Source organism: Emticicia sp. BO119, assembly GCF_013912375.1.
In the GTDB taxonomy this organism is placed as follows: Bacteria; Bacteroidota; Bacteroidia; order Cytophagales; family Spirosomataceae; genus Emticicia.
This window is the reverse complement of the sequence record NZ_JACETV010000006.1, coordinates 393,467-418,382: the sequence shown is the minus strand read 5'-3', so window position 1 is coordinate 418,382 and position 24,916 is coordinate 393,467. Positions and strand designations below refer to the sequence as shown.

Genomic DNA, 24,916 nt, shown 5'->3' with positions numbered 1-24,916 from the left:
TCTGAAATAAGAAGTCTACCCGATAGGTATAAGTAACTTTTAGCCTATCGAAGCTATTATGAGCCGGAATAATAATGCATTAAAAAAAATCATGCGAAGTGCAGAAAGTATAGCCTAAAGACAAATGTAAAAGCCTCTCCATAATGCTGTTATTTAACTCGATTAAGTCATAATTAAGTGCTTTTAGACCCAAATCCGACCAGAAAACCATATCATGGGCATATTTTTAGTAATATCTGACAAATTAAACCATGTAGATTTTTTTTCTTTTTCAAAAATTATCTTCTCACAATTATGCGCAAGTAATTCTACAAATCAGGCATGGACTGAATTTTTATCTCAGAAATACGTATAGTAGTAAAATCACATTTTATGAATCGTTTTAAAATTTACTATTATGAGTAACTCAAAAGCAAGTCCTAAGAATTTATGGCTCATTACCAAAAAATCTTTTAAGGCCTGGAATGCCGCAGATCCATTCAGGCAAAGCGCTATTATCGCTTACTATGCTATTTTTTCTATTCCATCCCTCTTGGTAATCATTATCGCTTTAGCAGGTCTGGCTTTTGGTAGAGAAGCTGTGCAAGGCGAAATCTCGAGCCAGATTAGCACAGCTATGGGAACCGATACGGCAAAACAGATTGAAGAGATTATAGCCAAGGCAGGGGAGGAAAAAAAATCAATTATAGCTACAATTATTGGCATTATCTCTCTTGTTTTTGGGGCAATGGGGGTATTCTTACAACTTCAGACCTCGCTTAACCAGATATGGGAAGTAAAAGTTAAACCAGAGTTGAAAGGAAAAGAAAAATGGATGAAACTACTGAAAGACCGCCTTTTTTCTTTTGGATTAATCATCTCAATTGGTTTTTTATTATTGGTATCTTTAATATTAACTACCGCATTAGCAGCTTTCAGTACCTGGATAAAGGTTCACCTGCCCGACTTTATATTATTCTTGTTTCAGGCTATCAATTTCCTTATCTCCTTTGCGGTTATCTCAGTGCTATTTGCCTTAATGTATAAGATTTTGCCTGATGCCCGAATCAAATGGAAAGATGTTTGGATTGGTGCAATGGTTACTACTTTACTCTTCATTTTAGGTAAATTCGGGCTCGGTGTCTACTTTGGTAAAGCCGAACCAGGCTCTACTTATGGTGCTGCTGGGTCTATTATTTTAGTGATGCTCTGGGTATCATACTCTTGTATGATAGTCTTTTTTGGGGCTGAGTTTACCAAACAGTTTGCCACGCATTTTGGTAGAGGGATTGAACCAAGCAAAGACGCTATTCTTGTTGACTTATCAGAAGAGGAAGAGTTACTTGTAAATAAGACAATCAAACAGCATGAAAAAGACAAAAAAACTGAAAAGTCATAATTTATGCTGACCACAACTTTTAAGATTTATGAAAAGGAATAGAAAAATAGCATCAGAAAAACCGCATGATGGTTCAGTTAAACCACCCAAAAAACGTAGATGGCTTATTATAACAGGTAGCATTATCGTACTTCTGGTTGTCTTGCGATTGGTTTTACCCTTTATCGTTCTGAAATATGTGAACAAAACATTAGCTGAAATGGAGCAATATCATGGACACGTTGAGGATATTGACATCGCCTTAATCAGGGGTGCATACGTAATTAATGATTTAAAAATTGAAAAAATCAATAGCGAAACAAAGCAACGTGATACAATACCATTTTTTAAAAGCCCAAAAATTGACTTATCCATACAGTGGAAATCAATTTTTAAAGGCTCAATAGTAGGAGAGATATATGTAGAAAACCCTGTTCTGAATTTTGTTAAAGGTAAACATAACGGAGAGGATATTAAGGCAGATACCTCTGATTTCAGAGACTTGATCAGAGACCTTATGCCCTTGAAAGTAAATCACTTTCAAATTAATAATGGTCAGATTCACTACATTGACCAGAATAGCAGTCCTGAGGTAGATGTATCAATGAACAGAATTTATGCAGTAGCAGAAAACCTCACAAATGTAAACGACAGTACAAAACTATTACCCGGAAAGTTAAGTGCTACCGGAGATGTGTACGAAGGGCGATTTGAGTTGAGTGTTAATCTGGATCCACTGAAAAAACAGCCAACTTTTGATTTGAATGCAAGAATTACTGATGTAAATATGGTTTTGCTCAATAATTTCTTTAAAGCCTATGGCAGGTTTGATGTAAGCAAAGGTAATTTTGGCTTATATACCGAGTTCGCTGCCAAAGATGGAGCATTTAATGGGTATGTAAAACCACTGATCAAAGATTTAGATATAGTTGAATTTAACAAGGAAGAAGGAAATCTGGGGCAGATATTGTGGGAAACACTTATTGGAACAGTAGCTGAAATTTTTACAAACCAGCCAAAAGACCAGTTTGCCACCAAGATACCTGTTAAAGGAAGATTCGAAAATCCCGACGCCAATCTCTGGACAGCCATTAATTATGTTTTAAGAAATGCCTTTGTAAATGCATTGAAACCGTCTGTTGACAATACAATCAGTATTGGAAACATACAGGCAGAGTCAGAGAAAAAGACTTTTTTAGAAAAAGTATTTGGTGGAAAGAAAGACAAAAAGAAAAATCAGCAATAACGGTATTTGATTAAAAGAAAGAGCCTTGCCGACAGACAAGGCTTCTTTCACATATAATACACCTGAACTATTATTCATTCCTGGTTTTATTCTTGAGCTGCGGCTACATTAATATGAGATTGTGCCAGTTGTGTTAGCTTACTGTCTGCATCTTCTTCATCATTCAGGGTCAATTGCAGAATATCAGCTACCTCTTCGTAGCCCAATATCTCAGCTATAGTTCTTAAAGTACCGTAAGAAGCAATTTCATAATGTTCAACTTTTTGTGCAGCTAAGATCAGCCCGCAGTCCCTCACTAAAGAGCCATCTTTGGTCGATTTTGTTATTTCGTCAGCCTCTTCCAGCAAACCTATCATTGCAGGGCATTTTTTGCCTTGAGCTGTTTCATCTACCAATTTAAAAATTCGTTCTATTCGGTTCACATGTTCTTCCGTTTCGCTTAGATGAGACTCAAAAGCTCTCGTTAATCCTTTAGAAGTAGCTGCCTGAGCCATAGTCGGCAGTGATTTTGTTAATCGGATTTCAGCCCAATACAAATCTCGCAGGCCATCTAAAAATAATCTTCTTAAATCTTCTCCCTCCTGGTGGGCATTATCACTCGAACCAAAGTTTTTGCTGTAATTTTTCATAATCAATTCATTTAAGTGATTTTAAAAGAAAGGTTTACAAAAAAAGTGAAAAAACTATACCATAGGTCTGGAGGTTCTGAAACAGATAAATTTTCCTCATAACAAAAGCCTACAAATCAGATATTGTAGGATTATTTCACCATGCCAGCCTTACCTTGCAACAAACGTTTAATGAATCAGGGTTAAAATTTGATAACAGATACCTTACTCTAATGACTTATTTATATTTTTACGTTATCTATTCAAATTATTCTAATTATTCAATGAGAAACAATACGAAACAATCAATGGTTATAATTGTGTTTTTAATGACAATTATAGCTATGAAAGGATTCAGCCAGCAATCGGGTCTTATAGCCGAAGGTGCAAAACCACAATTAATTTCCAGTCAGTTTTCTTTTACAGAAGGGCCTGCTGTTGACAAAAAAGGTAATGTTTTTTTTACCGATCAACCCAATAACAAAATATGGAAGTATGATACCGACGGAAACTTGTCTGTTTTTATGGATAAGGCAGGGCGTTCGAATGGTATGTATTTTGATAAAAAAGGCAATCTGATTACCTGTGCCGACGAACATAACGAAATGTGGTCGATCAGCCCTGATAAAAAAGTTACTGTATTATTAAAAAATCATAAAGGGCATATTTTTAATGGCCCTAATGATTTATGGATTGATAAAAAAGGAGGAATGTATTTTACTGACCCTTATTTTCAGAGAGATTATTGGGAAAGAAAAAGCCCAGACCCACAAATAGGTGGAGAAAAACTTTATTATTTGCCAAAAGGTAAAAGCGAGGCAATTTTAGTAGACCCTGAAATTAAAAAACCAAATGGACTGATAGGTACACCTGATAATAAATACCTGTATGTTTCTGATATGGGAAACCAGGCTATTGTAAGGTATGATATTAATACCGATGGGTCTTTAAGTAATAAAAAAGAATTTGCCAAAGACCTTTCAGATGGTATGACAGTGGATAGCCAGGGTAATATTTATCTGGCAGGTAGAGGAGTAACAATTTATAATTCTGACGGTGTGAAAATTGAAAAGATTGAAATACCCGCAAGATGGACTGCCAATGTATGCTTTGGCGGCAAGAATATGGATACATTGTTTATTACCGCCACTGAATCAGTTTTTATTTTGCCAATGAAAGTGAAAGGCGTAAGATAAAGAAGGGCTAATTGTAGTAGTAATAAAAAACAAAACGGGAGCAGCATATGAATGTGGCTCCCGTTTTATATTTATTTTAATTTATAAATTAATATCCCGGATTTTGAACAAGAGATTTGTTAGTATCAATCTCACGTTGTGGAATCGGAATGACTAATTTATTATCGCTGAAAGGCAAAGTTCCTACATTTTTCTTGATGCGTTTGGCATCATGAATTTGCTGACCTTCAAATGCTAATTCTAAGTGACGTTCAGCTAAAATATCATTTATTGAAACAGTAGTTAATAAAGGCGCACCTGCTCTTGCTCTGATTAGGTTAACATCATTTAGCGGAGTAGCTCCGGTAGATGTACCTAAACGTGCATTAGCTTCAGCACGAATCAGATACATTTCAGCCAGGCGAACCACAGGTACGTCGCCATATTGATCCAGGAATTTCGCTGTATATGTATTGCCAGAAGCTCTCACAAAGAATGTGCCTCTTGAATCGTCTGATTGATAAAGGTTAAGATGCTTGGTTTGCACACGAATATCACCACGACCCTGATAAGTTGAAGGCGCATAGTAGGTATTCATGGCATTGCCACCATCCTGATCAGTAACGATAATTTTAAAGATAACCTCGCTATCGTTAGTGTCATCAAAAAACGCTTCATCAAATGTTTCTGTTAAAGAGAATTGCTGGCCTGCAATTACTCTATTCGCAGCATCTCGGGCAGCTGCATAGTTGCCTTGTTGTAAATATACTCTGGCCAAGATAGCCTGTGCTGCACCTTTTGAGGCAAAACCCGTATTTGATGGATTTCCTAACAGACTTTCAGCTTTGGTAAGATCTTCAATTACCTGTGCGTAAATAGCCGCTACAGTTGCCCGTGCCCGATAATCGGCTTCCGTTACACCACGTGTTGGTGTAGTAACCAAAGGTACACCCAGGTTAGCGTTGGCATCGCCATCGCCCCATGCTTTTGCCCAAAGTCTAACCAAATCAAAATACACTAATCCACGAATAAATCTTGCTTCACCCTCTACGCTGTTCTTTTTAGCAGCATCAACTTTATCAATTGCTGACAATACGTTATTAGCAATATTAATTGTATTGTAACCTGCTAACCACGTAGCTTGTGTTTGTCCGTTGGTAGTCGTAAAAGTTTTACGCCATAATTCATCTAATGTGGTGAAAGTTCCGGCAAATCTTACTTCAGATTCATCACCTAATAAATCGCCTGAATATTGAATTGCCCCACCATAAAGATTAGTACTACTCAAGGCATCATAAGCACCTGTAAGTGTTACTTCTACTGCCTGAGAGTTGGCAAGGGCTTCTGATTCATCAATAGATGCGGTTGGTTTTACATCAAGCTGGCTATCGCAGCTTGTCATAAACGCAACTGTTGCACCAATAAATAACCAATTTTTTATATTTTTATTCATTTTGTCTGATTGCTTTAAATAATTAACTATAAGAATACTGCTTTCTGTTTCATAACGAAAAAGAAATTAGAAACTAATATTTAAACCACCCATAATTGTTTTTGCCTGTGGTGTAGTATAGAAGTCATAACCCAAAGCAATATTCGATACAATATCATCGGCATTCACTTCAGGATCCCAACCAGAATATTTGGTAAATGTCAATAAGTTTTGTCCGGTTACATATAATCTTACATTGCTTATTTTAACCTTGCTCAAAAGAGATTTCGGAAGATTATAAGCCAATGTTACGTTACGCAGACGTACAAATGAACCATCTTCAATAAAACGGCTTGAGGCTTGCGCACCATTATTAAAGAATAAACGTGCCTGTGGTACGTTTGTATTGGTATTTTGTGGTGTCCAGGCATCCAACTGATTTACAGTCTGATTATCTTCAAAACGACCATTAGCAGAAGAGAAACGTCCTACACCATAGAAATTCAACTTGTTACCAAATACACCATTAAAGAATACGCTTAGTTCAAGACCTTTATAGCTGAAAGTATTGGTAATACCCCCAATCCATTTAGGAAGTGGGCTGCCGATTACCGTACGCTGTGCTTGGCTATAAACACTGGTTGTTTCTCTGCTTAACGATCCATCAGCATTTGGTGTATTTTTGTAGAATAAGGCATTTCCGTTTGCCGGATCAACACCAGCGTATTCTACTGTATAAAATACACCTAATGGCTGACCTTCTACGGCGCGGCTCATATTGCTTAATCCCCCCTCAATTACTTGTCCTTGAAGGTTAGTAATTTTGTTTGTGTTGGTTGAAGCATTAAAACTGGTTTTCCATTTGAATTGTCCAACAATATTGTCAGTGTTTAATACAAACTCAAAGCCTTTGTTACTTAACGAACCTACGTTTTTCAATTGTGTTGCAAATCCTGTAGTTCCAGGTACGTTCACATTCAGCAATAGACCTGTGGTATTTTTTTCGTAGTAGTCAATTTCACCATTGATGCGGTTTTTCAGAAAACCAAAATCTAAACCAAAATCAATTTGCTGAGTAGTTTCCCAACTTAAATCAGGGTTAGCCAACTGAGCAGGTGCCTGACCAGGTAGTGAACCATAACCGGCACCACCTGCAAATAAACCTAAGTGACCAAAGTTAGCAATTTCGGCGTTACCGGTTTTACCCCAGCTGGCACGCAGTTTCAAGAAACTGATAGCTTCTATATTTTTAAGAAAGTTTTCTTCTGTAAGAATCCAGCCCGCTGAAACCGCAGGGAAGAAACCATATCGGTTATCTTTACCAAAACGGGAAGATGCATCCGTACGTGCACTTAAACCAATCAGGTATCTTTCATTAAACTTATAGTTTACACGAGCAAAGTAAGAAAGGAAATTGAAATTGGTTTGTGCTGAGCTTGCATCTGTTTTACGTGCTGCACTGGCAATCATACGGTAAGCGTCTGACGGGAAATCTCTACCTTCTGCTACGTTTGATTTTGAAAGAGAATTCTGGAACGACATACCCGCTGTTGCATCAAAGGCGTGTACACCAATAGTATTGTCATAGACAAAATAATTATTGGTGTTATAGTTTTCAACTCTTACAAAACGGTTGTAGCCGTAGCCCTGTGGTGCACCAAAGTTACGCTGCGTTTTGCTGTTATAATATTGTTCTTCTTGTTGGTTCAATAAATCTATAGCTAATTCAGTACGGAATCTCAAACCTTTAAAAAATTTGTATTCACCAAATGCATTACCAATGTTACGGTGTACAGTAGTATTGTAGTAAGCATTACCAAGGTTAATTAACGCATTGTAATACACCGGAATTGAAATATCACCCGGAGGAGAACCCACTGGCAAGCCTGTTTCAGGGTCTGTTGCAGGTGTCATTGGCGGAAGTGCCACCAATTGTTGAGGGTTGTCAAACTGACGGTCGCCAGATACACGTTGGTTAAAAGAGCGCGTAATACCCATATTCATACCTACAGTCAGCTTGTCAGTAACTTTATGAGTCAGATTCAAACGGCCTGTCATACGATTAAACGCATTTCCTGCCAGAATACCTTGCTGGTCTAAAAACTGTCCTGACATGAAGATGGTAGTTTTATCCGAACCGCCACTCACACTTAAGTCATATTGTTGAGACGGAGCATCCTGATAAGCTAAAGAAGCCCAGTCAGTATCGGCCTGATTCGCAGTTCCTAAAGTTCCCAGACTTTGTGTTACAAAGAAACTCTCCATATATGAAGTATATGAATCCGGGTCGCTTGGGTCATAGCCATCAAGTTCATCTGAGTTAGCTGCGGCCTGGCGGTAGAAATCCATATATTGTTGAGTATTCAAAAACTTCAATACATTGGTTGGTTTACTTTTACCATATTGCATGCCAAAAGTAACATTTGTTTTGCCTGTTTTACCTTTTTTAGTGGTAATCAGAACTACACCGTTAGCCGCACGGGCACCATAGATGGCTCCGGCAGAAGCATCTTTCAGGATTTCTATAGATTCAATATCTTGCGGGTTAATATCTACTGTCGGATTAGTAGCACCACCGGCTACAGAAAGGTCGCCGTTTGTCATCGGAATACCATCAATTACATAAAGTGGTTCATTAGAAGCTGATACCGATGACTGACCACGTACACGTATCTGAATACCTTGTGCCAGTTTACCAGTACCCTGATTGATCTGAACACCGGCAGCTTTACCCTGAATACTTTGCTCGAAAGTAGTAACAGGCATATCAGCTATGTCACTTCCTTTGATTTTAACGATATTACCTGTTAAATCACGTTTGATTTGTGAGCCATAACCCGTTACAACCACTTCGTTCAAGGTTTGTGTAGCAGGAACAAGCACAAAATCTACAATACTGCGGTTATTTACTGTTTGCTCTAAAGTAGTAAAGCCGATAAAACTGGCTTGAAGAACAGCATTGGCAGGAACAGATATTCTGTAACTCCCATCTACATTGGTAGTTGTACCCTTTGTTGTACCTTTTACTGTAATTGAAACTCCCGGTAGCGGACTACCATCTTCAGTTGAAGTAACCTTCCCTGTTACATCAACATCTTGTGCATTTCCCCAGAAAGAAATAAAGAGGAATAGACAACCTAATGAAACTCGTAAAAGTTTGTTCATTCGCATTCTAGTTTGTTATAGGATTAATTAAAGAAATTAAAAATAAATGAAAAAAAGATAATTACCTCACATATAGGAGTGAAAATGGCAAAAAATGTTAATTATACGCTTTATTTACAAGAGAAACTTGTAATAATTCAAAAAATATAAATAATAGGGTGTTGCAAAAAATAAAATAAATGGTAGATAGTTTAAAATAATAGCCTGATTGATTTGGATAAAATTAGTATTGTTTAGTAATCATAGGTTAAAGATTTTAAGTTTAGTTATCACCAACTGATTTGGTCAAATATCAAAAAAAATTAGATGTACGCCAAAAGAATGCCTACAAAAAAGCAAATCATACAGACAAAAGACGAGAAAATAAAATAATATGCTGTTTACTATCAGAACAATTTTTTAATTTCTTATTAATTTATTCAAAGTTTCTTCTAATCGGTCAAAATTTTCTTCGTTTGCTCCAATAATAAAGTCCTTAAGGTTATTATAAACCTTTAATGATTCCAATACCATGCAATAGCTTAATCGGGTGTGGTTGGTCATATCGGTATCAGCAAAAATGACAGTTCCTTTATAATACGGCCCACTTGCGTGGTCAAAAACTATTTTCTCAAATGGTACAATCTCCCTGAAAATAATCTTGTTTTTATAGTCTTTGCCATCAGGGCCGTGCATAGTAAAGAACCATTTACCCTCAGGGCTCATATCAAATTCATGAATAGTATTGGTAAATCCTTTTGGCCCCCACCATTGTGCCAGAATTGCAGGATTATTATAGGCTTCAAACAATAATTCTTTTTTTTGATTAAAAATACGTGTAGTAATGATTTCAGGAACAATATCAGTAACATGATTTTGAGTGGAGTTCATGGATAGATTAGTAATAATAGTTATTAGATTAAGTACGTGAGATAAAAACAAATATAAAAAATATTATAAATCAAAATCAGTGTTTCAGTTTATTATCTTTTATTTACAATGAAAATAAAGGTTTAAAGCAGACAGATATTTGATCAAGCCATATTGCAATGCCCATTACTATAGAAAAAACATATACCAACCATTCTCACCTGGCCGTATGGCATATTACAGAGTCTCATGATACATTGCAAGCCATGCTACCCTCTGATATTCTGACAGATGCCGAATTAGCCGGTATCCATCACCCACAAAAACAGATAGAGTTTTTTTGTAGCAGATTAACTATTAAATATCTGGCAGATAAATTGGGTACAAAATATTTAGGAATTAAGAAAGACCAATACGGAAAACCTTATTTAGTAGGCTCTTCTTGGCAGTTTTCGTTAACTCACACAACCGAATACATAGCGGTAGTAATGCACGAATCTCAGTCTTTAGGAATTGACCTCGAACAACCACATGATAAATTGCTGAGAATCGCCCACAAATATTTGTCTGAAACAGAAATAAATGATGCCGACAATGATTTAGACAAACTTTGTATCTATTGGTCAGCCAAAGAAGCACTCTATAAATTATATGGTAAACGAAAAGTGATTTTTATAGATAACCTGCTGATCTCCCCATTCACAAAAGACCAGCAAACAATAATCGGGCGTCTTAAAATCAATGAGATTGATCAGTCATATACATTAATTGTTGAAAAAATAGCTCAATATTATTTAGTTATGGTTTGTTAGAAAATTATTCTGTCAATAATTTCAGAAGATTCTCAACTTCTCTTACACGTTCAATATCCGGTATTTTCTCAAATGATACTATCAGATTACGCAAAACTCTGCAAATAATGTCTAAGTTTGTGCAAGGCTGATAAAAACTTTCCTGTGAAGATAAATGCATTTGCTTGATATAATTACTTATATCAACTTTTGTAAAAATAAGCCCTCTGTTAAAAACATTAATATAAAACTGTATTTGTGGGCTCTTATAAGTCAGCACAAACAAACTTGGCAGATTTACACCGCTCACGGGCATATGCAGACGTTTGGCAATAAGCATATAAATCACACAAAGCGATATAGGGTTTCCTTTTTTTTGCTCAAAAACCTGATTGAGCATAGAATTTGCCGGAGAATGAAAGTTTTTAGTATTTGAAGAAAACTTATATTTTTCAAAAAAGACCTGATTCAAAATCCGCACTTGGTCATGGGGGTGTAAGTCATCCCTGAAATCGAGCCAGGCATCAAAATAAATATCATTGATACTTTGTTGAAGTTTATCTAATGTTAAATCAGGATACTGATAGGTTGCTATTATCCACATTCCTTCCAGCAGGTCTTCATATCCTTCTTTTTTCCAATCCAATAGGCGTTCTATTAATATATTATATTGTAGCTCATGAATTAAATCTTCTATTTTCTTTTGTAATAACGGATTCCACTCATTCTCTTGCCAGAGTTGCTCTAATAGCGGAATAACAGGCCCACCAATATTTCGCAATTGCTTTTCTACGTGCTGTGCTACTTCAATGTCATCATCATCAAGTAGTGTTACTAATGCTTTTATTTCCGATTCTTTCATAGCTATTCTCCCCGTTCTGATTATAAATGACTGATTGCCAATAAATTACTTCACTATTTGTTGACAGAGTAAAACTTCAAAGCTCAAATTTTTCAAATTACACCTCTAAATTCATACTTTTGTTAAAAAAACAAATGGTTTTCGTAAAAAACTTTTTAACACTAACAGGATTTTTTAGCTTATGAAAATTTTAGTTACCGGAGGCGCCGGATTTATCGGCTCTCATACAGTTGTTGAACTGATTAACGCAGGGTATGAACCCATCATTATTGATAACTTTAATAACTCAGAAAAAACTGTACTAAAGGGGCTAAGGAAAATCCTGAAAAGACCTGTGAAATGTTATGAGAAAGATTGTAATGATCTGAAAGCATTAGAGCAAATCTGTAAAAAAGAAAATATTGAGGGTGTTATACATTTTGCGGCCTATAAAGCGGTAGGAGAGTCCGTAGAAAAACCTTTGAAGTATTATGAGAATAATATTGGGTCTACCCTTAAGGTTTTAGAAGTAATGCTGAAATTGGGCATAAAAAATCTTGTTTTCTCATCATCATGTACCGTATATGGACAGCCTGACGAAATACCCGTTACTGAAGATACCCCTCGTAAACCTGCGGCTTCGCCTTATGGCAATACTAAAACTATTTGTGAAGATATTCTGCGCGATACCATTACGGCCGGAAATCTACTAAAAATCATAGCACTTCGTTATTTTAATCCGATTGGTGCACACCCATCTGCCAACATAGGCGAGCTGCCAAGAGGTGTACCAAGTAACTTGGTACCCTTTATTACCCAAACGGCAATTGGCATCAGACCAAAACTAACGGTTTTTGGCAATGATTATAATACTCCGGACGGCACTAATATCAGAGATTTTATTCATGTAGTAGATTTAGCAAAAGCGCATGTTTCGGCATTAAAATTGCTTTCAAATCAAAAGGATAATTACTATGATGTATTTAATGTAGGCACAGGCAGAGGCAATACGGTTTTAGAAATTATTAAAGCGTTTGAGAAAGTAAATAAAGTGAAACTGAATTATGAAATAGGACCTCGTAGAGCAGGAGATGTAGAAAAAATATACGGAAGTGTTGAGAAGTCTGAACGACTAATGGGTTGGAAAACTGAAAAAACGCTGGAAGATAGTGTGAGAGATGCCTGGAGATGGGAAAAGAAAATAGCAAAAAATAAGAAATAAGTAAGGCGGCTTGTAAACAAATGGCTTATATAAGTGTTTGGCTTATTAAAAACATAGAAACAATAAAAATGCAATCAAAACACATTTTAATAACTGGCGGTGCGGGTTTTATCGGTTCTCACGTGGTTCGCCTTTTTGTTACTAAATATCCTGATTATCAAATCGTTAATCTTGATAAACTAACTTATGCTGGTAATCTTGAAAACCTCAAAGATATTGAAGATTTCCCAAACTATGTTTTTGAAAAAGGAGATATAGTAGATGCAGATTTTATAAATGGGTTGTTTAAAAAATATAATTTTGACGGGGTTATCCACTTAGCGGCTGAATCGCACGTTGATAGATCTATCTCTGACCCTATGGCTTTTGTAATGACAAATGTAATAGGCACAGTAAATCTGTTGAATGCAGCCCGTGAAGCTTGGAAAGATAGCAATTATGAAGGTAAACGATTCTATCATGTATCGACTGACGAGGTATATGGCGAGTTGCATGACCCTAAGGAGTTCTTTTTAGAAACTACCAGCTACGACCCTCGTTCACCATACTCGGCATCAAAGGCTTCTTCTGATCACTTTGTAAGAGCGTATCATAATACCTATAAATTACCAGTAGTGGTATCTAATTGCTCAAATAACTATGGGCCTAATCATTTTCCGGAGAAATTGATTCCGTTGATGATTAATAATATTATTCATAATTTCCCACTTCCTGTATATGGTAAAGGCGAAAACGTGAGAGACTGGCTATTTGTAAAAGATCATGCACGAGCCATTGATGTAATTTATCATAATGGTGTAAACGGAGAAACTTATAATATCGGAGGATTCAACGAATGGAAAAACATTGATCTGGTGTATCTGTTATGCAAAATCATGGACGAGAAATTAGAACGCCCTGAAGGTACATCTGCTAAATTGATTACTTATGTGCAAGACCGTGCCGGCCATGATTTAAGATATGCAATTGATGCTTCTAAATTGATGAAAGAATTAGGCTGGGAACCATCACTACAATTTGAGGAAGGTCTGGCAAGCACAGTAGATTGGTATTTAGCCAATACAAATTGGTTGAAGAACGTAACCAGTGGCGATTACCTGAATTACTACGAAAGCATGTATGCCAATAGGTAAGCCATCACACATATACCAACCATAGAGGCACGATACCACTCGTGCTTCTATGGTTTTAAAGCTTTATCTATCTACTGATTTCCTACTCCAGTAACTGGCTAATAATGAACCGGTAATATTCATAATCGGCCCAAACAAAGCTGGCGCTACGCCAACGGTTGCTAATTTACCCATAGCTTTTGCTAATCCTGAGGCCAGACCAGCATTCTGTAACCCTACTTCAATAGCTACTGTACGGCAGTCCTGTTCAGGTAGTTTAAATAATCTTGCCCCCCAATAGCCTAACATAAAACCACCGACATTATGTAAAACAGTAGCAAAAACCAAAGCTAAACCAACTGTTTGTAACGATTTTTGCCCTGCAGCAGTTATAATTATTATAATAATAGTAATACCTCCCATCGATATAAGTGGTAGTATTTTTTGTAACCAGCCATTACGGTCTTTCAGTATTTTATTAATCAGAAACCCGATGGCTATGGGTACTATAATCATTTTACAAATATCAATTACCATAGGCCAGAATGCTATATCTATAAATTGCCCACCTAACAGTTTCATTAAAAAAGGCGTAAGCAAAGGGGCAAGTATGGTAGCTATAGAAGTAATAGTAATAGATAAAGCTACATTAGCTTTGGAAATGTATGAAATTACATTAGATGCCAGCCCACTCGGTGAACTGCCTACTAAAATAATACCCGCAGCAATCTCTGGAGGGAAGTCAAACATATTGGCAATAGCAAAGCCTAAAATCGGCATAATGGTAAACTGACAAATCAAACCTATAATAACAGCCTTTGGCATCTTTATGACCCCTAAAAAATCATCATAACTCATGGTTGTACCCATACCAAACATAATAATCTGTAAAAGTGGGATAATGAGCTCTTTCAGTTGAAAACCATTAATCTCAATAAAATACTCAGGGAAGAAATACGCAATAGAAACTGCTGCTATCAGGCAGAGTGTATAAATGTAATTTCTCATTAATTAGATAGAGTTTTAGGTTGAATGTTATGGGTCTTGTGTGGTGTGCTATAGCGATCAATCTTTCAATCAGGCTTTAGGGTGTGCCTGCTGAAAAACTTTCTTCAGTTTTTCAATAGTATTATGGGTATATACCTGTGTAGCAGCAAGGCTTGTATGCCCTAATAAATCTTTAATAGCATTAAGGTCGGCACCACGGTTCAGTAAGTGAGTGGCAAAGGTATGCCTTAATACATGAGGGCTGCGTTGTTCAAGAGAGGTAACCAAAGACAGGTATCGTTTCACCAGGCGTTGAATAAACATCGGGTACGCCTGTGTACCATTATCTGTAAGAATCAAATAGTGCGAATCTTTGTTTTCCTGATTTTCAATAAGCACTTCCTCTCTATAACTTAAATAGGCATTAATAGCCTCCATAAGACTTTTACTGATAGGAATCACCCGATGCTTATTTCTTTTACCAAGAACAATCAGTGTATGATTATACAGATTAATATCGTTTATTTTTAAAGCTATCAGTTCGGCAAGCCGCATACCTGTACCATAGAGTAATTCTAACACTAATTTGTCTCGCAGACCTTTAAAATCACTGGCAAACTCCACATCATCAAGCATGGTTTGCATCGGTTTTTCTTCTACAAATTTGGGTAGGCTACGGTCAGTTTTTAATGCTTTGATTTTAAGCATAGGGTCGGCAGAGATAGCCTTACGCCGAAGCAGAAAATTATAATAGCTGCGTAGTGTAGCAATCTTACGATTGATACTGCGGTTATCCATCTTTTCTTCGGCCAGACTCGCAATCCAGGATCTGATCATCTGAGAGTCGGCCTTTTCAGGTTCTTTTAACTCATATTGAAATTCGAGGTAGAGAGAAAACTGCTTCATGTCATTTTCATAGGCCATAAGCGTATGATGACTGAGCCTTTTTTCGAATTGTATATGCTGTAGAAAATAAGAAACCATACTACCAGTAAACAATTTGCGTGGGCAAATGAAACTGCTAATATGGTTTAAAATATATCAGGAAACAATCAACTACACGAAATTTATCGCCTTTGTTAATCGCTTATTGACTAAATATCTTCGTTGCTTCTTAATTGACCAACGTAACGGGCATGAATAATTTCGTTACGACGAGCTACAGAAGGTTTTTCAAAAGCCTGGCGTTTACGCAACTGGCGCAATACACCCGTTTTTTCAAATTTCTTTTTAAAACGTTTCAATGCTTTATCAATAGACTCGTTTTCTTTTACATTTACTACTAACATATTAATACACCTCCTTTTGTTTGGGGTTGCAAAAGTAAGGAGAATTATTTGCATTTTCAAATAGTTTCTTGATTTTCAGTAAATTAAATCAATGATATCATTCATGTTTTCTGAAATGATGTAGTTTTGTACATTAATCTTCATTTAACCTGTTCTTCATGAAAATCGCAATCATTGATTTGGGCACGAATACTTTCCATTTATTAATTGCCGAAAACAACCAGAAACTACATATGGAGTCTATTCCAGCAAAGATTGGCAAAGGAGGTATAAGTCAGGGAATTATTTCAGAAGAGGGTATTCAAAGAGCTTTAAATGTGTTAAAGCATTTTAGAGTAATAATAGATACGCATCAGGTAGATACCAGAAATATTTTTGCTATTGGTACCAGTGCAATAAGAAATGCTTCAAATAAAGAGGAGTTTATGAAAAGAGCAACACAGGAGACAGACATAAACATTCAGGAGATTTCAGGTGATAAGGAAGCAGAACTCATTTATTATGGCATTAAAGAAGCACTCCAGATCAATGAAACATCTATGATTATGGATATTGGTGGGGGTAGTGTAGAGTTCATCATCTGTAATCAGGATAAGATTTTCTGGAAACAGAGTTTTGAGATAGGAGGGCAGCGATTGATGGATAGATTTATGAAAAACGATCCGATTTCGATGCGCTCAGTACACCAAATGGATGATTATTTCCGTGAAAAACTATTACCTCTTGCCAATGCCTGCCACCAATATGCTCCGCAAACATTAATTGGTTCATCAGGTTCATTCGATACCCTGATAGATATGCTTTTTATGAAAGAAAAAGGCCAGTTACCGCCTGCTGACCAGGTGGGCTTTGAATACTCATTAATGGAGTTTTACCAGGCTTATGACGAATTACTTTTCAAAAACCATGAAGAAAGGATGCAGATTCCGGGTATGATTGAGTTAAGGGTAGATATGATAGTTGTTGCCGTATGCCTGATTAAGTATATTATACAGACTTTTGAAATCAGTCATATCCGGGTATCCAATTACTCATTAAAAGAAGGGATTCTCGCTAAAATCTTATCTGATAATTCTCTTCAGTAAATCTACTCTATATATCAGCAAATAAATTCTTGATGTGCAGTTAGATGTATGGTAAAACAATAATCGCAACTCTCATATCTGTTATGATAAAAGGTTGCGTTGTCAACAAAATGTTTCTTCATCTACTAAATCATTTTATGCTCGCTATAAAGCAAGAAATTAGCTAAAACAACCCATTTATAGGTACATTTATTAACAAATAATAAAATATCCAGTTCCTGTTATTGAAAACGGTTGTCCTAACATGGGCAAAACGTTTAATCACGTATAACATCAGTATAGTCTATCAGTTAAGAATTTGGTGAGCCAATCAATTTATGATCATTTCATTTAAACCTTACAATAATAATAAAACCTGTAAGCGTACGGTCTGACTTTTAACCGTCCTTTAATTCATCTTCAATTTTCTTTTTATTTCTCTGTCCTTAATTTGTCTCAACAAGATGCCCGTCATTTTGGTTAAGATTTTATAGTATCATAATTAGACCTTTTTCATATAAAATTCTAAGGGGGAATTCAGCATGGCAGAGAAAAAATTAGCAGGACAGTCGGCTCTGGTTACGGGAGCAAGTTCAGGTATTGGCGAAGGCGTAGCATTAGCTTTAGGCGAAGCAGGGGCAAATGTTATTGTCAATTATAATTCTAACCCTGATTCTGCCAATGCAGTAGTCGAAAAAATCAAAGCTTTTGGTAGTAAAGCTATTGCCATACAAGCCGATGTAAGTAAAGAAGAATCAGTGCAATCGATGTTTAAACAGACAATTAAGGAGTTTGGAACAATTGATATTTTGGTAAACAACGCTGGCTTGCAAAAAGATGCCAAATTTGATGAAATGACCTTGGCTCAATGGCAAACAGTAATAGACATTAACCTGACAGGCCAGTTTCTTTGTGCCAGAGAAGCTATCAGAGAATTTCTCCGCCGTGGCCCGGTGCCTGAACGCTCATTGGCTACCGGAAAAATTATTTGCATGAGCTCAGTACATGAGTTAATTCCGTGGGCAGGGCACGTAAACTATGCCTCGTCTAAAGGAGCTATCAAAATGCTTATGCAAAGTCTGGCCCAAGAATATGGCGATAGAAAAATCCGTGTGAATAGCATTTGCCCGGGTGCTATCCAGACGCCCATTAACAGAGCAGCATGGGAAACACCACAAGCCTTGAACAGTTTGATGACCCTGATACCTTATAACCGTATCGGACAGCCCAGCGATATCGGCAGGTTGGCGGTCTTTTTAGCATCAGACGATTCAGACTACATTACAGGAACCAGTATCTTCATTGATGGAGGTATGACAGTATTTGAAGGCTTTGCAACCGGGGGATAATTGCCAATCTATATATAAATTACGCTACTAAATCCACTGCCTGAATATCAACAAACTTAAAATGGTTGCATGAATCCAGAACAAGAAAGGCTCAGAAAAAATGAACAAAAGGAAGTTCCTTTAGAAAAATGGGGTCCCTATTTGTCTGAAAGACAATGGGCAACCGTAAGAGAAGATTATAGTGCCAATGGTGATGCTTGGGCTTACTTTCCGCACGACCACGCTCGCTCAAGAGTGTATCGCTGGGGAGAAGATGGATTGGGAGGGATTTCAGATTCACGCCAGAACCTATGCTTTGCTTTAGCACTCTGGAATGGCAAGGATAGTATTTTAAAAGAAAGGCTTTTTGGATTAACCAACAGCGAAGGGAATCATGGTGAAGATGTAAAGGAATTATACTATTACTTAGATAATACTCCGACACATGCCTACATGAAGTTTCTCTATCAATATCCTCAGTCTGCATTTCCTTATGAGCAATTAATAGAAGAAAACCGAAATCGTAACAGACTACAACCAGAGTACGAACTCTTAGATACGGGAGTTTTTGATAATAACCGATATTTTGATGTTTTTGTAGAATATGCCAAAAATAACTCCGAAGATATTTGTATTCAGATAGAGGCATGGAATAGAGGAGATGAAAGTGCAACTATTTGGGTTTTGCCAACGTTATGGTTTCGGAATAGGTGGGCGTATGGAGAGTTAAACCAGAAGCCATTGATTCAGGCCTATCAAGATGGTTGTGTGCGGGCAAGCCATGAGTTCCTGGAAGATTATTTCCTTTATTTTCAGTCGGCGAAAAATACCTTGTTTACTGAAAATGAAACAAATATAGAGCGGGTCTTTGGTGACACAAATAGGAGCCCCTTTGTAAAGGATGCTTTTCATGAAGCTATTTGTAAGAAAAATGAAGAACTCTATTCTTTGCTGAAGAATACCCACCAAGGAACAAAATTTGCCCCGATTTACGAACTAAACATAGAGCCGAAGTCTTCACAAAAGATTTTGCTCCGATTATCTAATACAGAAAATGCTGACCCTTTTAATCATAGCTTTAGCCAGATATTTTCAGATAGACTTCAGGAAGCTGAAGAGTTCTATCAGCGATATGTGCCGCAAAAAAGTAAAGAATCAGAACAAGATAAATCATCTGATTCCAAACCCACAGACCTCAGGTCAGTCGATTTAAAGAATATCCAACGGCAAGCCTTTGCAGGTCTTTTGTGGAGCAAGCAATACTATCATTATGATGTAGAACGCTGGCTCGAAGGAGACCCGAATCAGATTGCACCACCCGATGAGCGTTTTCTTGGAAGAAATGCCGAATGGACACACCTGAAAAATCAGGATGTGATTTCAATGCCCGATACCTGGGAATATCCCTGGTATGCTGCCTGGGATCTGGCCTTTCATTGTGTGCCTATGGCCATGCTTGACCCAACCTTTGCCAAAAATCAACTCATTTTAATTACAAGAGAATGGTATATGAGCCCAAATGGGCAGATACCAGCTTATGAATGGAATTTCTCTGATGTCAATCCCCCTGTACACGCATGGGCAGCTTTGTCAATTTTCCGTATCGAAAAAACCTTGCATGGCAGAGAAGATATTAACTTTCTGAAAAGGATATTTCAGAAACTTCTTATCAATTTTACGTGGTGGGCTAATCGTGAAGATGAAAACGGCAACAATATTTTTACAGGAGGCTTTTTAGGCTTAGATAATATTGCGGTAATAAATAGAGATAAACTCCCGCTTAATTCACATTTAGAACAGGTAGATGCCACAGCATGGATGGCAATGTATGCACTGAACATGATGGATATCGCCTTGGAAATTGCCCAACATGATACAAGTTTTGAAGACACCGCCACAAAATTCTATGAGCATTTTGTTCTGATAGCCGAATCATTGAATAAAGGACTATGGGATGCCGACGAGCATTTTTTTTATGATTTGCTATATTCGCAGGGTGGGCGAATCACTCCTATGAAAGTACGCTCTATTGTAGGTTTAAGTGCTTTATTTGCTGTGTCGATTATTGATCAGAAGAAAATTGCCAATTTGACAGACTTCAAGAAACGTATTGCTTATATTAAAGATTACCGGACTAAAGCCAACAAATTTCTGCCAAGCGAGCAAATGGCAGAAGATGGCAATATTCTCCTTTCGTTAGTAAACAAAACAATGCTTGCCAGGCTTTTGCAGGTAATGCTCGATGAAAAAGAATTTTTATCAGTTGGCGGTATCAGGGCTTTATCAAAATACTACGAAAAAAATCCTTATTCAGTAATAATACGTAATCAGGAATATACTATTAACTATGTCTCGGGCGATTCAGATTCAGAAATGTTTGGAGGTAACTCTAACTGGCGCGGGCCGGTATGGATGCCTATTAATTACTTAATTATTAAGTCTTTGAAGAAATATTATCAGTTTTATGGTGATAGTTTCAAAATAGAGTTTCCTACCGGGTCTGGTCTGACAAAGAATCTGAACGAAGTTTCTGGTGAAATATCAAATAGAATATTGGGTATTTTTCAAAGAAACGAGGAAGGAGAACGACTGGTACATGGAGTATATCAGGAATTTTATAACCGACCGCACAACAAAGATTTAGTCCTGTTTTATGAATATTTTGACGGCGATACCGCGCACGGGGTGGGGGCTTCACATCAAACTGGCTGGACAGCCACCGTAGCAGAATTAATTAATGAGGCTGTTTGGGAGAAGGAGACCGAAGAACATGAAATTCCTCGTTAATAAAAAAGACAAGGAGCAGACGTCTTCGTTTTTCCTTGTCTCTACTATCTTTATATTATTCAGTAACGATATTACACACCTTCTGCAACCACCTCTTTCACTTCCGGTACCATTGTTGTCAATAAACGTTGGATACCATCACGAAGAGTAACTGTTGATGACGGGCAACCGCTACACGAACCTTGAAGATATACTTTTACCTGTCCTGTTATCTCATCAAAAGAAGCAAAGTTGATAGCACCCCCGTCTGATTCTACCGCAGGGCGTACATATTGATCAAGCGTTGATTTGATTTTTGCAACTACTGCCGAATCGTTTGCGTCGATTATCAAAGTATTTTTGTCAATCGTTTTTTGCGCAAAAACAGGGTGATTCTGCTCGAAATATATCTTTAAAAATTTCTTTACATCATATACCACATCTTCCCACTCGGTTTCCTCATCTTTTGTCATCGTGATGAAGTTAGAAGCGATGAAAATTCTTCTTACAAACGGAAACTGAAATAAGTCTGCGGCTAAAGGAGAGGCCTTCCCTTCTTCAGCAGTAGAAGCGATTGTGGGGTAATCGAACGATAAGCCTTCAGGAGCTAATTCAAAATTCAATACAAATTTCATTGAATTCGGATTAGGGCTTAGCTCTGTATAAATCATTGTTTGGCGTTGAAGCATGACAATCGAATATATATTAAATGAATAATGTCTGTTTTAAAACAGTATTCCACTAAAATAAGTTTGGTAGACCATAAAAAAACCTGCCCCTTGAGGCAGGTCCTAAAAAGTCTTTACAGCGGTTTATGCTTCCGCAACAACATTAACGAAAGATTTTCCGTCACGCCCTTTTTTAAATTCTACGATACCGTCAGTTAATGCGAAAAGTGTATGGTCTCTACCAACACCTACATTGACACCAGGATTATGTCTGGTACCACGTTGACGAACAATGATATTACCGGCGATAGCCGTTTGGCCGCCGAATAGTTTAACGCCTAAGCGTTTGCTTTCTGACTCGCGTCCGTTTTTCGACGAACCTACACCTTTTTTGTGTGCCATGACCTTATTCTCTTTTAATTTTGAATTGCAATGAAATAATTTTGTGGTTGAATTTCACAACCAAATGACTTACGCTGCGATTTCGTCGATTTGAATTTTAGTCAAATACTGACGGTGACCGTTTTTCTTAACATATCCTTTACGGCGTTTTTTCTTGAAAACGATTACTTTTTCGCCTTTAAGGTGTTCTAAAATAGTTGCTTTTACAGAAGCACCTTCTACGGTTGGAGCACCTACTGAGATAGTCCCACCGTTATCAACAAGAAGAACCTTGTCGAATACAAGCTCAGCGTTCGTTTCGCCCTCTAATCTATGAGTATAGAGCGTACGACCCTTTTCAACTTTAAATTGCTGACCTGCGATTTCTACGATTGCGTACATTTTGAAATGGTAAATTTACAATGAATATTATTTTCTTTTTCGGATAAGTAGTTTCTGTCAGACAGACTTACTGATTCGGGGTGCAAAGTTAATAATATAATTTTGTTTTTCAAACTGTTGGATTCTATGTTTTTTTTTATAAAATTGTATTCGTTTATTCATCTATAACTCGCAGAACCTATGAAAATCCGTCAGATATTACAAAAAAAGAAAATAAATGCCCTTTTCTCGGTTTCATCAGATACAACCGTTTACAATGCCTTGGTAAAAATGGCAGATAAAAATATCGGGGCAGTTTTAGTGATAGATAACGAAAAACTATCAGGAATTTTTTCGGAGCGTGATTATGCGCGCAAAATTGTGCTGAAGGGTCTTCATTCTGATGAAACTCTGGTGAAAGATGTTATGACAGCTAAAGTAATTACAATAGATCTGGAAGGTAAATTAGAAGATGCTATGCAGATTATGTCTGATAAACATATCAGGCACTTACCAGTAATGGATGGTGAAGAATTAGTAGGCATTATCTCAATCAATGATTTAGTAACTACGATTATAAATGAGCAAAAAGCTCAGATTGCTTCATTGGAAAGTTATATTTCGGGGAGTTATGCATAATAAGAATTTAGCGAATGAAAGATTGAAAAGTTTAGTGAAAATAGACTGTTCAATCTTATAATTGCCTGAATTTTATAATAGAATATTACCCATATAAGCGAAGCCATCAGCTTCGCTTACTCACAATAATGGAACTTACTATCAGTACACCTGCACTTCTTTTTTCTACAGTTTCATTACTGATGATTGCTTTTACGAATCGGTTTCTGGCTTTGGCAAGTCTGATACGCGATTTGCACGTCAAATACAAAACCGAAGAAGAAAAAGAGAATATTATAGCCCAGATAATAGGACTAAAACGTCGCCTCAGAATTGTAAGAAACATTCAGATAATCGCTATTTCAAGCTTGCTTCTGAGTGCTGTGTGTATGTTATTGATTTTTATAGAGAAAGAATTGGCAGCCAAATGGTTTTTTGGTGGTGCCTTAATGCTACAAATAGTGGCACTCACTTTATCAGTAAGAGAAATAACCCTATCTATGAATGCGCTGGAATTGGAACTCAGCGATATAGCAGAATTGATTTCTCCTGTTTCTCTTAGAAAGCGTAGAAAGAATGAATCTCATCCTGATTCTTAATTATTCCTCATCACCGATGACCAATCAATAGAATTTTAGTAAAAAATGAGTAGTGGCAGGATGATAAAGTTACTTTTATTATTCATTTTTATAAAATGTTTTATAGAAAAATCATACCTGCCTTACCCTTGCAGGCACTCGTAGAATGTTATTACATCTGGGAGTGTGGCGATTTAGTGAGCCAACCCGTTATTATTGAGTCACCTCCCTCAGGTTTTACTTCTATAGTTTTCAACTATGGCGATTGTTACAAAACTTCTTCGACAGATATTTCAGATTTTAAATTCGCACCAAGAAACTTTATTGCAGGCCAGGCTACCAGAACGTATAAACTTTTAGTTGAAGGAAAAATCGCAATGCTTGGTGTAGTTTTTCGTCCAGCGGCAATAAATACTTTATTTGGCCTACAAATGTATGAGTTAAACGATGAAAGATTAGATTTAAGAGATGTTTTAGGTAAAGAAATTGTACCCATTCAGGAACGCCTCGTGGAGGCACATACTAATCAGGAAAGAATTGATATTATTGATAAATTTCTGCTTTTTAAACTACTCAATTGCAAAGCCCAACCAAACCAGACCGATTTTGCTGCAAATTTGATTGTATCTCGCAATGGTATTATCAATGTATCAAAGATGATGGAAGAGCTCTACGTTTGTCGGAGACAGTTAGAACGCCAGTTTTTACAAAAAGTGGGAGTTAGCCCGAAGTACTATGCCCGGATACGCCGGATTAGCTACCTATGCTCAGTTATGGCTAATAAACGATGGCAGGTTGCAGATTGGCATGACTTGATTTTTCAGATGGGGTATTACGACCAATCACATTTTATTAAAGAATTTACAGCTTTTACAGGCAAATCACCCTCTTTCTATTTAAAAAATAATTTTGAATTAAGTAATTATCTTCAATCATCAACGTAGTGTTGTGTATCGGCTGAAAGATGTCGCATTTTTACAATAGATTCAATAGGTGTTTATTCAATTTTGTAAAAGTTTTACGAGCGAACAAATAAATCATGGTTATTTTCTTATCCA

At 36.9% G+C, this 24,916-nt stretch carries 23 protein-coding genes; 12 read left to right on the top strand and 11 right to left on the bottom strand.

The features are described 5' to 3' along the window. Window positions 1-397 precede the first annotated feature (397 nt). Window positions 398-1,378 (top strand): YihY/virulence factor BrkB family protein, encoded by a 981-nt coding sequence (locus tag H1R81_RS20320; RefSeq protein ID WP_181842569.1) that lies wholly within the window; start codon window positions 398-400, stop codon window positions 1,376-1,378. Window positions 1,379-1,406: 28 nt separating this feature from the next. Further along, window positions 1,407-2,603, top strand: coding sequence for a DUF748 domain-containing protein (locus H1R81_RS20315; protein WP_181842568.1), 1,197 nt, complete (start codon window positions 1,407-1,409; stop codon window positions 2,601-2,603). 86 nt (window positions 2,604-2,689) lie between these two features. On the opposite strand, the gene H1R81_RS20310 is transcribed toward H1R81_RS20315, so the two are convergent. Next, entirely contained in the window at window positions 2,690-3,232 is a 543-nt protein-coding gene (locus H1R81_RS20310) for a ferritin-like domain-containing protein (protein WP_181842567.1), read from the bottom strand. A 308-nt stretch (window positions 3,233-3,540) separates the two neighbouring features. On the opposite strand from H1R81_RS20310, the gene H1R81_RS20305 reads away from it, so the two are divergent. Beyond that, window positions 3,541-4,407, top strand: a complete 867-nt coding sequence (locus H1R81_RS20305) for an SMP-30/gluconolactonase/LRE family protein (RefSeq protein WP_229251180.1) — start codon at window positions 3,541-3,543, stop codon at window positions 4,405-4,407. An 88-nt stretch (window positions 4,408-4,495) separates the two neighbouring features. Here H1R81_RS20305 and H1R81_RS20300 read toward each other — a convergent pair whose 3' ends face one another. From H1R81_RS20300 to H1R81_RS20290, 3 genes are all read right to left on the bottom strand, one after another. Further along, on the bottom strand, window positions 4,496-5,839 hold the full coding sequence (locus tag H1R81_RS20300; RefSeq protein ID WP_181842566.1) for a RagB/SusD family nutrient uptake outer membrane protein: 1,344 nt from the start codon (window positions 5,837-5,839) through the stop codon (window positions 4,496-4,498). 66 nt (window positions 5,840-5,905) lie between these two features. Continuing rightward, window positions 5,906-8,983 (bottom strand): TonB-dependent receptor, encoded by a 3,078-nt coding sequence (locus H1R81_RS20295; protein WP_181842565.1) that lies wholly within the window; start codon window positions 8,981-8,983, stop codon window positions 5,906-5,908. 399 nt (window positions 8,984-9,382) lie between these two features. Continuing rightward, window positions 9,383-9,853, bottom strand: coding sequence for an SRPBCC domain-containing protein (locus H1R81_RS20290; protein ID WP_181842564.1), 471 nt, complete (start codon window positions 9,851-9,853; stop codon window positions 9,383-9,385). A gap of 158 nt (window positions 9,854-10,011) precedes the next feature. On the opposite strand from H1R81_RS20290, the gene H1R81_RS20285 reads away from it, so the two are divergent. Next, window positions 10,012-10,644, top strand: coding sequence for a 4'-phosphopantetheinyl transferase superfamily protein (locus H1R81_RS20285; RefSeq protein ID WP_181842563.1), 633 nt, complete (start codon window positions 10,012-10,014; stop codon window positions 10,642-10,644). A 4-nt stretch (window positions 10,645-10,648) separates the two neighbouring features. Here H1R81_RS20285 and H1R81_RS20280 read toward each other — a convergent pair whose 3' ends face one another. After that, window positions 10,649-11,485 (bottom strand): transglutaminase-like domain-containing protein, encoded by an 837-nt coding sequence (locus H1R81_RS20280; protein WP_181842562.1) that lies wholly within the window; start codon window positions 11,483-11,485, stop codon window positions 10,649-10,651. 181 nt (window positions 11,486-11,666) lie between these two features. Here H1R81_RS20280 and galE point away from each other — a divergent pair, with 181 nt between their 5' ends. Then, entirely contained in the window at window positions 11,667-12,686 is a 1,020-nt protein-coding gene (gene galE, locus H1R81_RS20275; RefSeq protein WP_181842561.1) for a UDP-glucose 4-epimerase GalE, read from the top strand. Between the two features lie 68 nt (window positions 12,687-12,754). After that, the gene (gene rfbB, locus H1R81_RS20270; protein WP_181842560.1) at window positions 12,755-13,819 is read left to right on the top strand and encodes a dTDP-glucose 4,6-dehydratase; all 1,065 of its coding nucleotides are present in this window, start codon (window positions 12,755-12,757) and stop codon (window positions 13,817-13,819) included. A gap of 63 nt (window positions 13,820-13,882) precedes the next feature. On the opposite strand, the gene H1R81_RS20265 is transcribed toward rfbB, so the two are convergent. The 3 genes from H1R81_RS20265 to rpsU form a co-directional block, all read right to left on the bottom strand. Next, entirely contained in the window at window positions 13,883-14,806 is a 924-nt protein-coding gene (locus tag H1R81_RS20265; protein WP_181842559.1) for a bile acid:sodium symporter family protein, read from the bottom strand. Window positions 14,807-14,875: 69 nt separating this feature from the next. After that, on the bottom strand, window positions 14,876-15,769 hold the full coding sequence (locus H1R81_RS20260) for a tyrosine-type recombinase/integrase (RefSeq protein ID WP_181842558.1): 894 nt from the start codon (window positions 15,767-15,769) through the stop codon (window positions 14,876-14,878). A gap of 110 nt (window positions 15,770-15,879) precedes the next feature. Further along, the gene (gene rpsU, locus H1R81_RS20255; protein ID WP_130023557.1) at window positions 15,880-16,074 is read right to left on the bottom strand and encodes a 30S ribosomal protein S21; all 195 of its coding nucleotides are present in this window, start codon (window positions 16,072-16,074) and stop codon (window positions 15,880-15,882) included. A gap of 158 nt (window positions 16,075-16,232) precedes the next feature. Between rpsU and H1R81_RS20250 the strand changes: the two genes are divergently transcribed. The 3 genes from H1R81_RS20250 to H1R81_RS20240 all read left to right on the top strand — a co-directional run bounded on the left by H1R81_RS20250 (window position 16,233) and on the right by H1R81_RS20240 (window position 21,253). Beyond that, window positions 16,233-17,159 (top strand): phosphatase, encoded by a 927-nt coding sequence (locus H1R81_RS20250; protein ID WP_181842557.1) that lies wholly within the window; start codon window positions 16,233-16,235, stop codon window positions 17,157-17,159. A gap of 521 nt (window positions 17,160-17,680) precedes the next feature. Then, window positions 17,681-18,487, top strand: coding sequence for an SDR family oxidoreductase (locus tag H1R81_RS20245; RefSeq protein ID WP_181842556.1), 807 nt, complete (start codon window positions 17,681-17,683; stop codon window positions 18,485-18,487). A 69-nt stretch (window positions 18,488-18,556) separates the two neighbouring features. Beyond that, window positions 18,557-21,253 (top strand): MGH1-like glycoside hydrolase domain-containing protein, encoded by a 2,697-nt coding sequence (locus tag H1R81_RS20240; protein WP_181842555.1) that lies wholly within the window; start codon window positions 18,557-18,559, stop codon window positions 21,251-21,253. A gap of 71 nt (window positions 21,254-21,324) precedes the next feature. Here H1R81_RS20240 and H1R81_RS20235 read toward each other — a convergent pair whose 3' ends face one another. From H1R81_RS20235 to rplU, 3 genes are all read right to left on the bottom strand, one after another. Then, entirely contained in the window at window positions 21,325-21,921 is a 597-nt protein-coding gene (locus H1R81_RS20235) for a NifU family protein (RefSeq protein ID WP_181842554.1), read from the bottom strand. A gap of 123 nt (window positions 21,922-22,044) precedes the next feature. Beyond that, the gene (gene rpmA / locus H1R81_RS20230; protein WP_181842553.1) at window positions 22,045-22,302 is read right to left on the bottom strand and encodes a 50S ribosomal protein L27; all 258 of its coding nucleotides are present in this window, start codon (window positions 22,300-22,302) and stop codon (window positions 22,045-22,047) included. 69 nt (window positions 22,303-22,371) lie between these two features. Continuing rightward, entirely contained in the window at window positions 22,372-22,683 is a 312-nt protein-coding gene (gene rplU / locus H1R81_RS20225; RefSeq protein ID WP_116984919.1) for a 50S ribosomal protein L21, read from the bottom strand. 180 nt (window positions 22,684-22,863) lie between these two features. On the opposite strand from rplU, the gene H1R81_RS20220 reads away from it, so the two are divergent. The 3 genes from H1R81_RS20220 (at window position 22,864) to H1R81_RS20210 (ending at window position 24,802) form a co-directional block, all read left to right on the top strand. Further along, on the top strand, window positions 22,864-23,301 hold the full coding sequence (locus H1R81_RS20220) for a CBS domain-containing protein (RefSeq protein WP_181842552.1): 438 nt from the start codon (window positions 22,864-22,866) through the stop codon (window positions 23,299-23,301). 128 nt (window positions 23,302-23,429) lie between these two features. Next, window positions 23,430-23,879: a DUF2721 domain-containing protein gene (locus H1R81_RS20215; protein WP_181842551.1), complete on the top strand. Its 450-nt coding sequence runs from the start codon at window positions 23,430-23,432 to the stop codon at window positions 23,877-23,879. Between the two features lie 95 nt (window positions 23,880-23,974). Beyond that, a complete protein-coding gene (locus H1R81_RS20210) occupies window positions 23,975-24,802 on the top strand; it encodes a DUF6597 domain-containing transcriptional factor (protein ID WP_181842550.1) in 828 nt (275 codons plus the stop codon). The last annotated feature ends 114 nt before the right edge of the window (window positions 24,803-24,916 follow it).

Coding starts and splice junctions, on each gene's coding strand:
- rplU (WP_116984919.1), bottom strand. CDS start 22,683: ATGTACGCAATCGTAGAAATCGCAGGTCAGCAATTTAAAGTTGAAAAG.
- H1R81_RS20295 (WP_181842565.1), bottom strand. CDS start 8,983: ATGAACAAACTTTTACGAGTTTCATTAGGTTGTCTATTCCTCTTTATT.
- H1R81_RS20210 (WP_181842550.1), top strand. CDS start 23,975: ATGTTTTATAGAAAAATCATACCTGCCTTACCCTTGCAGGCACTCGTA.
- rfbB (WP_181842560.1), top strand. CDS start 12,755: ATGCAATCAAAACACATTTTAATAACTGGCGGTGCGGGTTTTATCGGT.
- H1R81_RS20315 (WP_181842568.1), top strand. CDS start 1,407: ATGAAAAGGAATAGAAAAATAGCATCAGAAAAACCGCATGATGGTTCA.
- H1R81_RS20215 (WP_181842551.1), top strand. CDS start 23,430: ATGGAACTTACTATCAGTACACCTGCACTTCTTTTTTCTACAGTTTCA.
- H1R81_RS20245 (WP_181842556.1), top strand. CDS start 17,681: ATGGCAGAGAAAAAATTAGCAGGACAGTCGGCTCTGGTTACGGGAGCA.
- H1R81_RS20285 (WP_181842563.1), top strand. CDS start 10,012: ATGCCCATTACTATAGAAAAAACATATACCAACCATTCTCACCTGGCC.
- H1R81_RS20260 (WP_181842558.1), bottom strand. CDS start 15,769: ATGGTTTCTTATTTTCTACAGCATATACAATTCGAAAAAAGGCTCAGT.
- H1R81_RS20310 (WP_181842567.1), bottom strand. CDS start 3,232: ATGAAAAATTACAGCAAAAACTTTGGTTCGAGTGATAATGCCCACCAG.
- H1R81_RS20265 (WP_181842559.1), bottom strand. CDS start 14,806: ATGAGAAATTACATTTATACACTCTGCCTGATAGCAGCAGTTTCTATT.
- H1R81_RS20320 (WP_181842569.1), top strand. CDS start 398: ATGAGTAACTCAAAAGCAAGTCCTAAGAATTTATGGCTCATTACCAAA.
- H1R81_RS20250 (WP_181842557.1), top strand. CDS start 16,233: ATGAAAATCGCAATCATTGATTTGGGCACGAATACTTTCCATTTATTA.
- H1R81_RS20300 (WP_181842566.1), bottom strand. CDS start 5,839: ATGAATAAAAATATAAAAAATTGGTTATTTATTGGTGCAACAGTTGCG.
- H1R81_RS20280 (WP_181842562.1), bottom strand. CDS start 11,485: ATGAAAGAATCGGAAATAAAAGCATTAGTAACACTACTTGATGATGAT.
- H1R81_RS20235 (WP_181842554.1), bottom strand. CDS start 21,921: ATGCTTCAACGCCAAACAATGATTTATACAGAGCTAAGCCCTAATCCG.
- H1R81_RS20305 (WP_229251180.1), top strand. CDS start 3,541: ATGACAATTATAGCTATGAAAGGATTCAGCCAGCAATCGGGTCTTATA.
- rpsU (WP_130023557.1), bottom strand. CDS start 16,074: ATGTTAGTAGTAAATGTAAAAGAAAACGAGTCTATTGATAAAGCATTG.
- H1R81_RS20240 (WP_181842555.1), top strand. CDS start 18,557: ATGAATCCAGAACAAGAAAGGCTCAGAAAAAATGAACAAAAGGAAGTT.
- galE (WP_181842561.1), top strand. CDS start 11,667: ATGAAAATTTTAGTTACCGGAGGCGCCGGATTTATCGGCTCTCATACA.
- H1R81_RS20290 (WP_181842564.1), bottom strand. CDS start 9,853: ATGAACTCCACTCAAAATCATGTTACTGATATTGTTCCTGAAATCATT.
- H1R81_RS20220 (WP_181842552.1), top strand. CDS start 22,864: ATGAAAATCCGTCAGATATTACAAAAAAAGAAAATAAATGCCCTTTTC.
- rpmA (WP_181842553.1), bottom strand. CDS start 22,302: ATGGCACACAAAAAAGGTGTAGGTTCGTCGAAAAACGGACGCGAGTCA.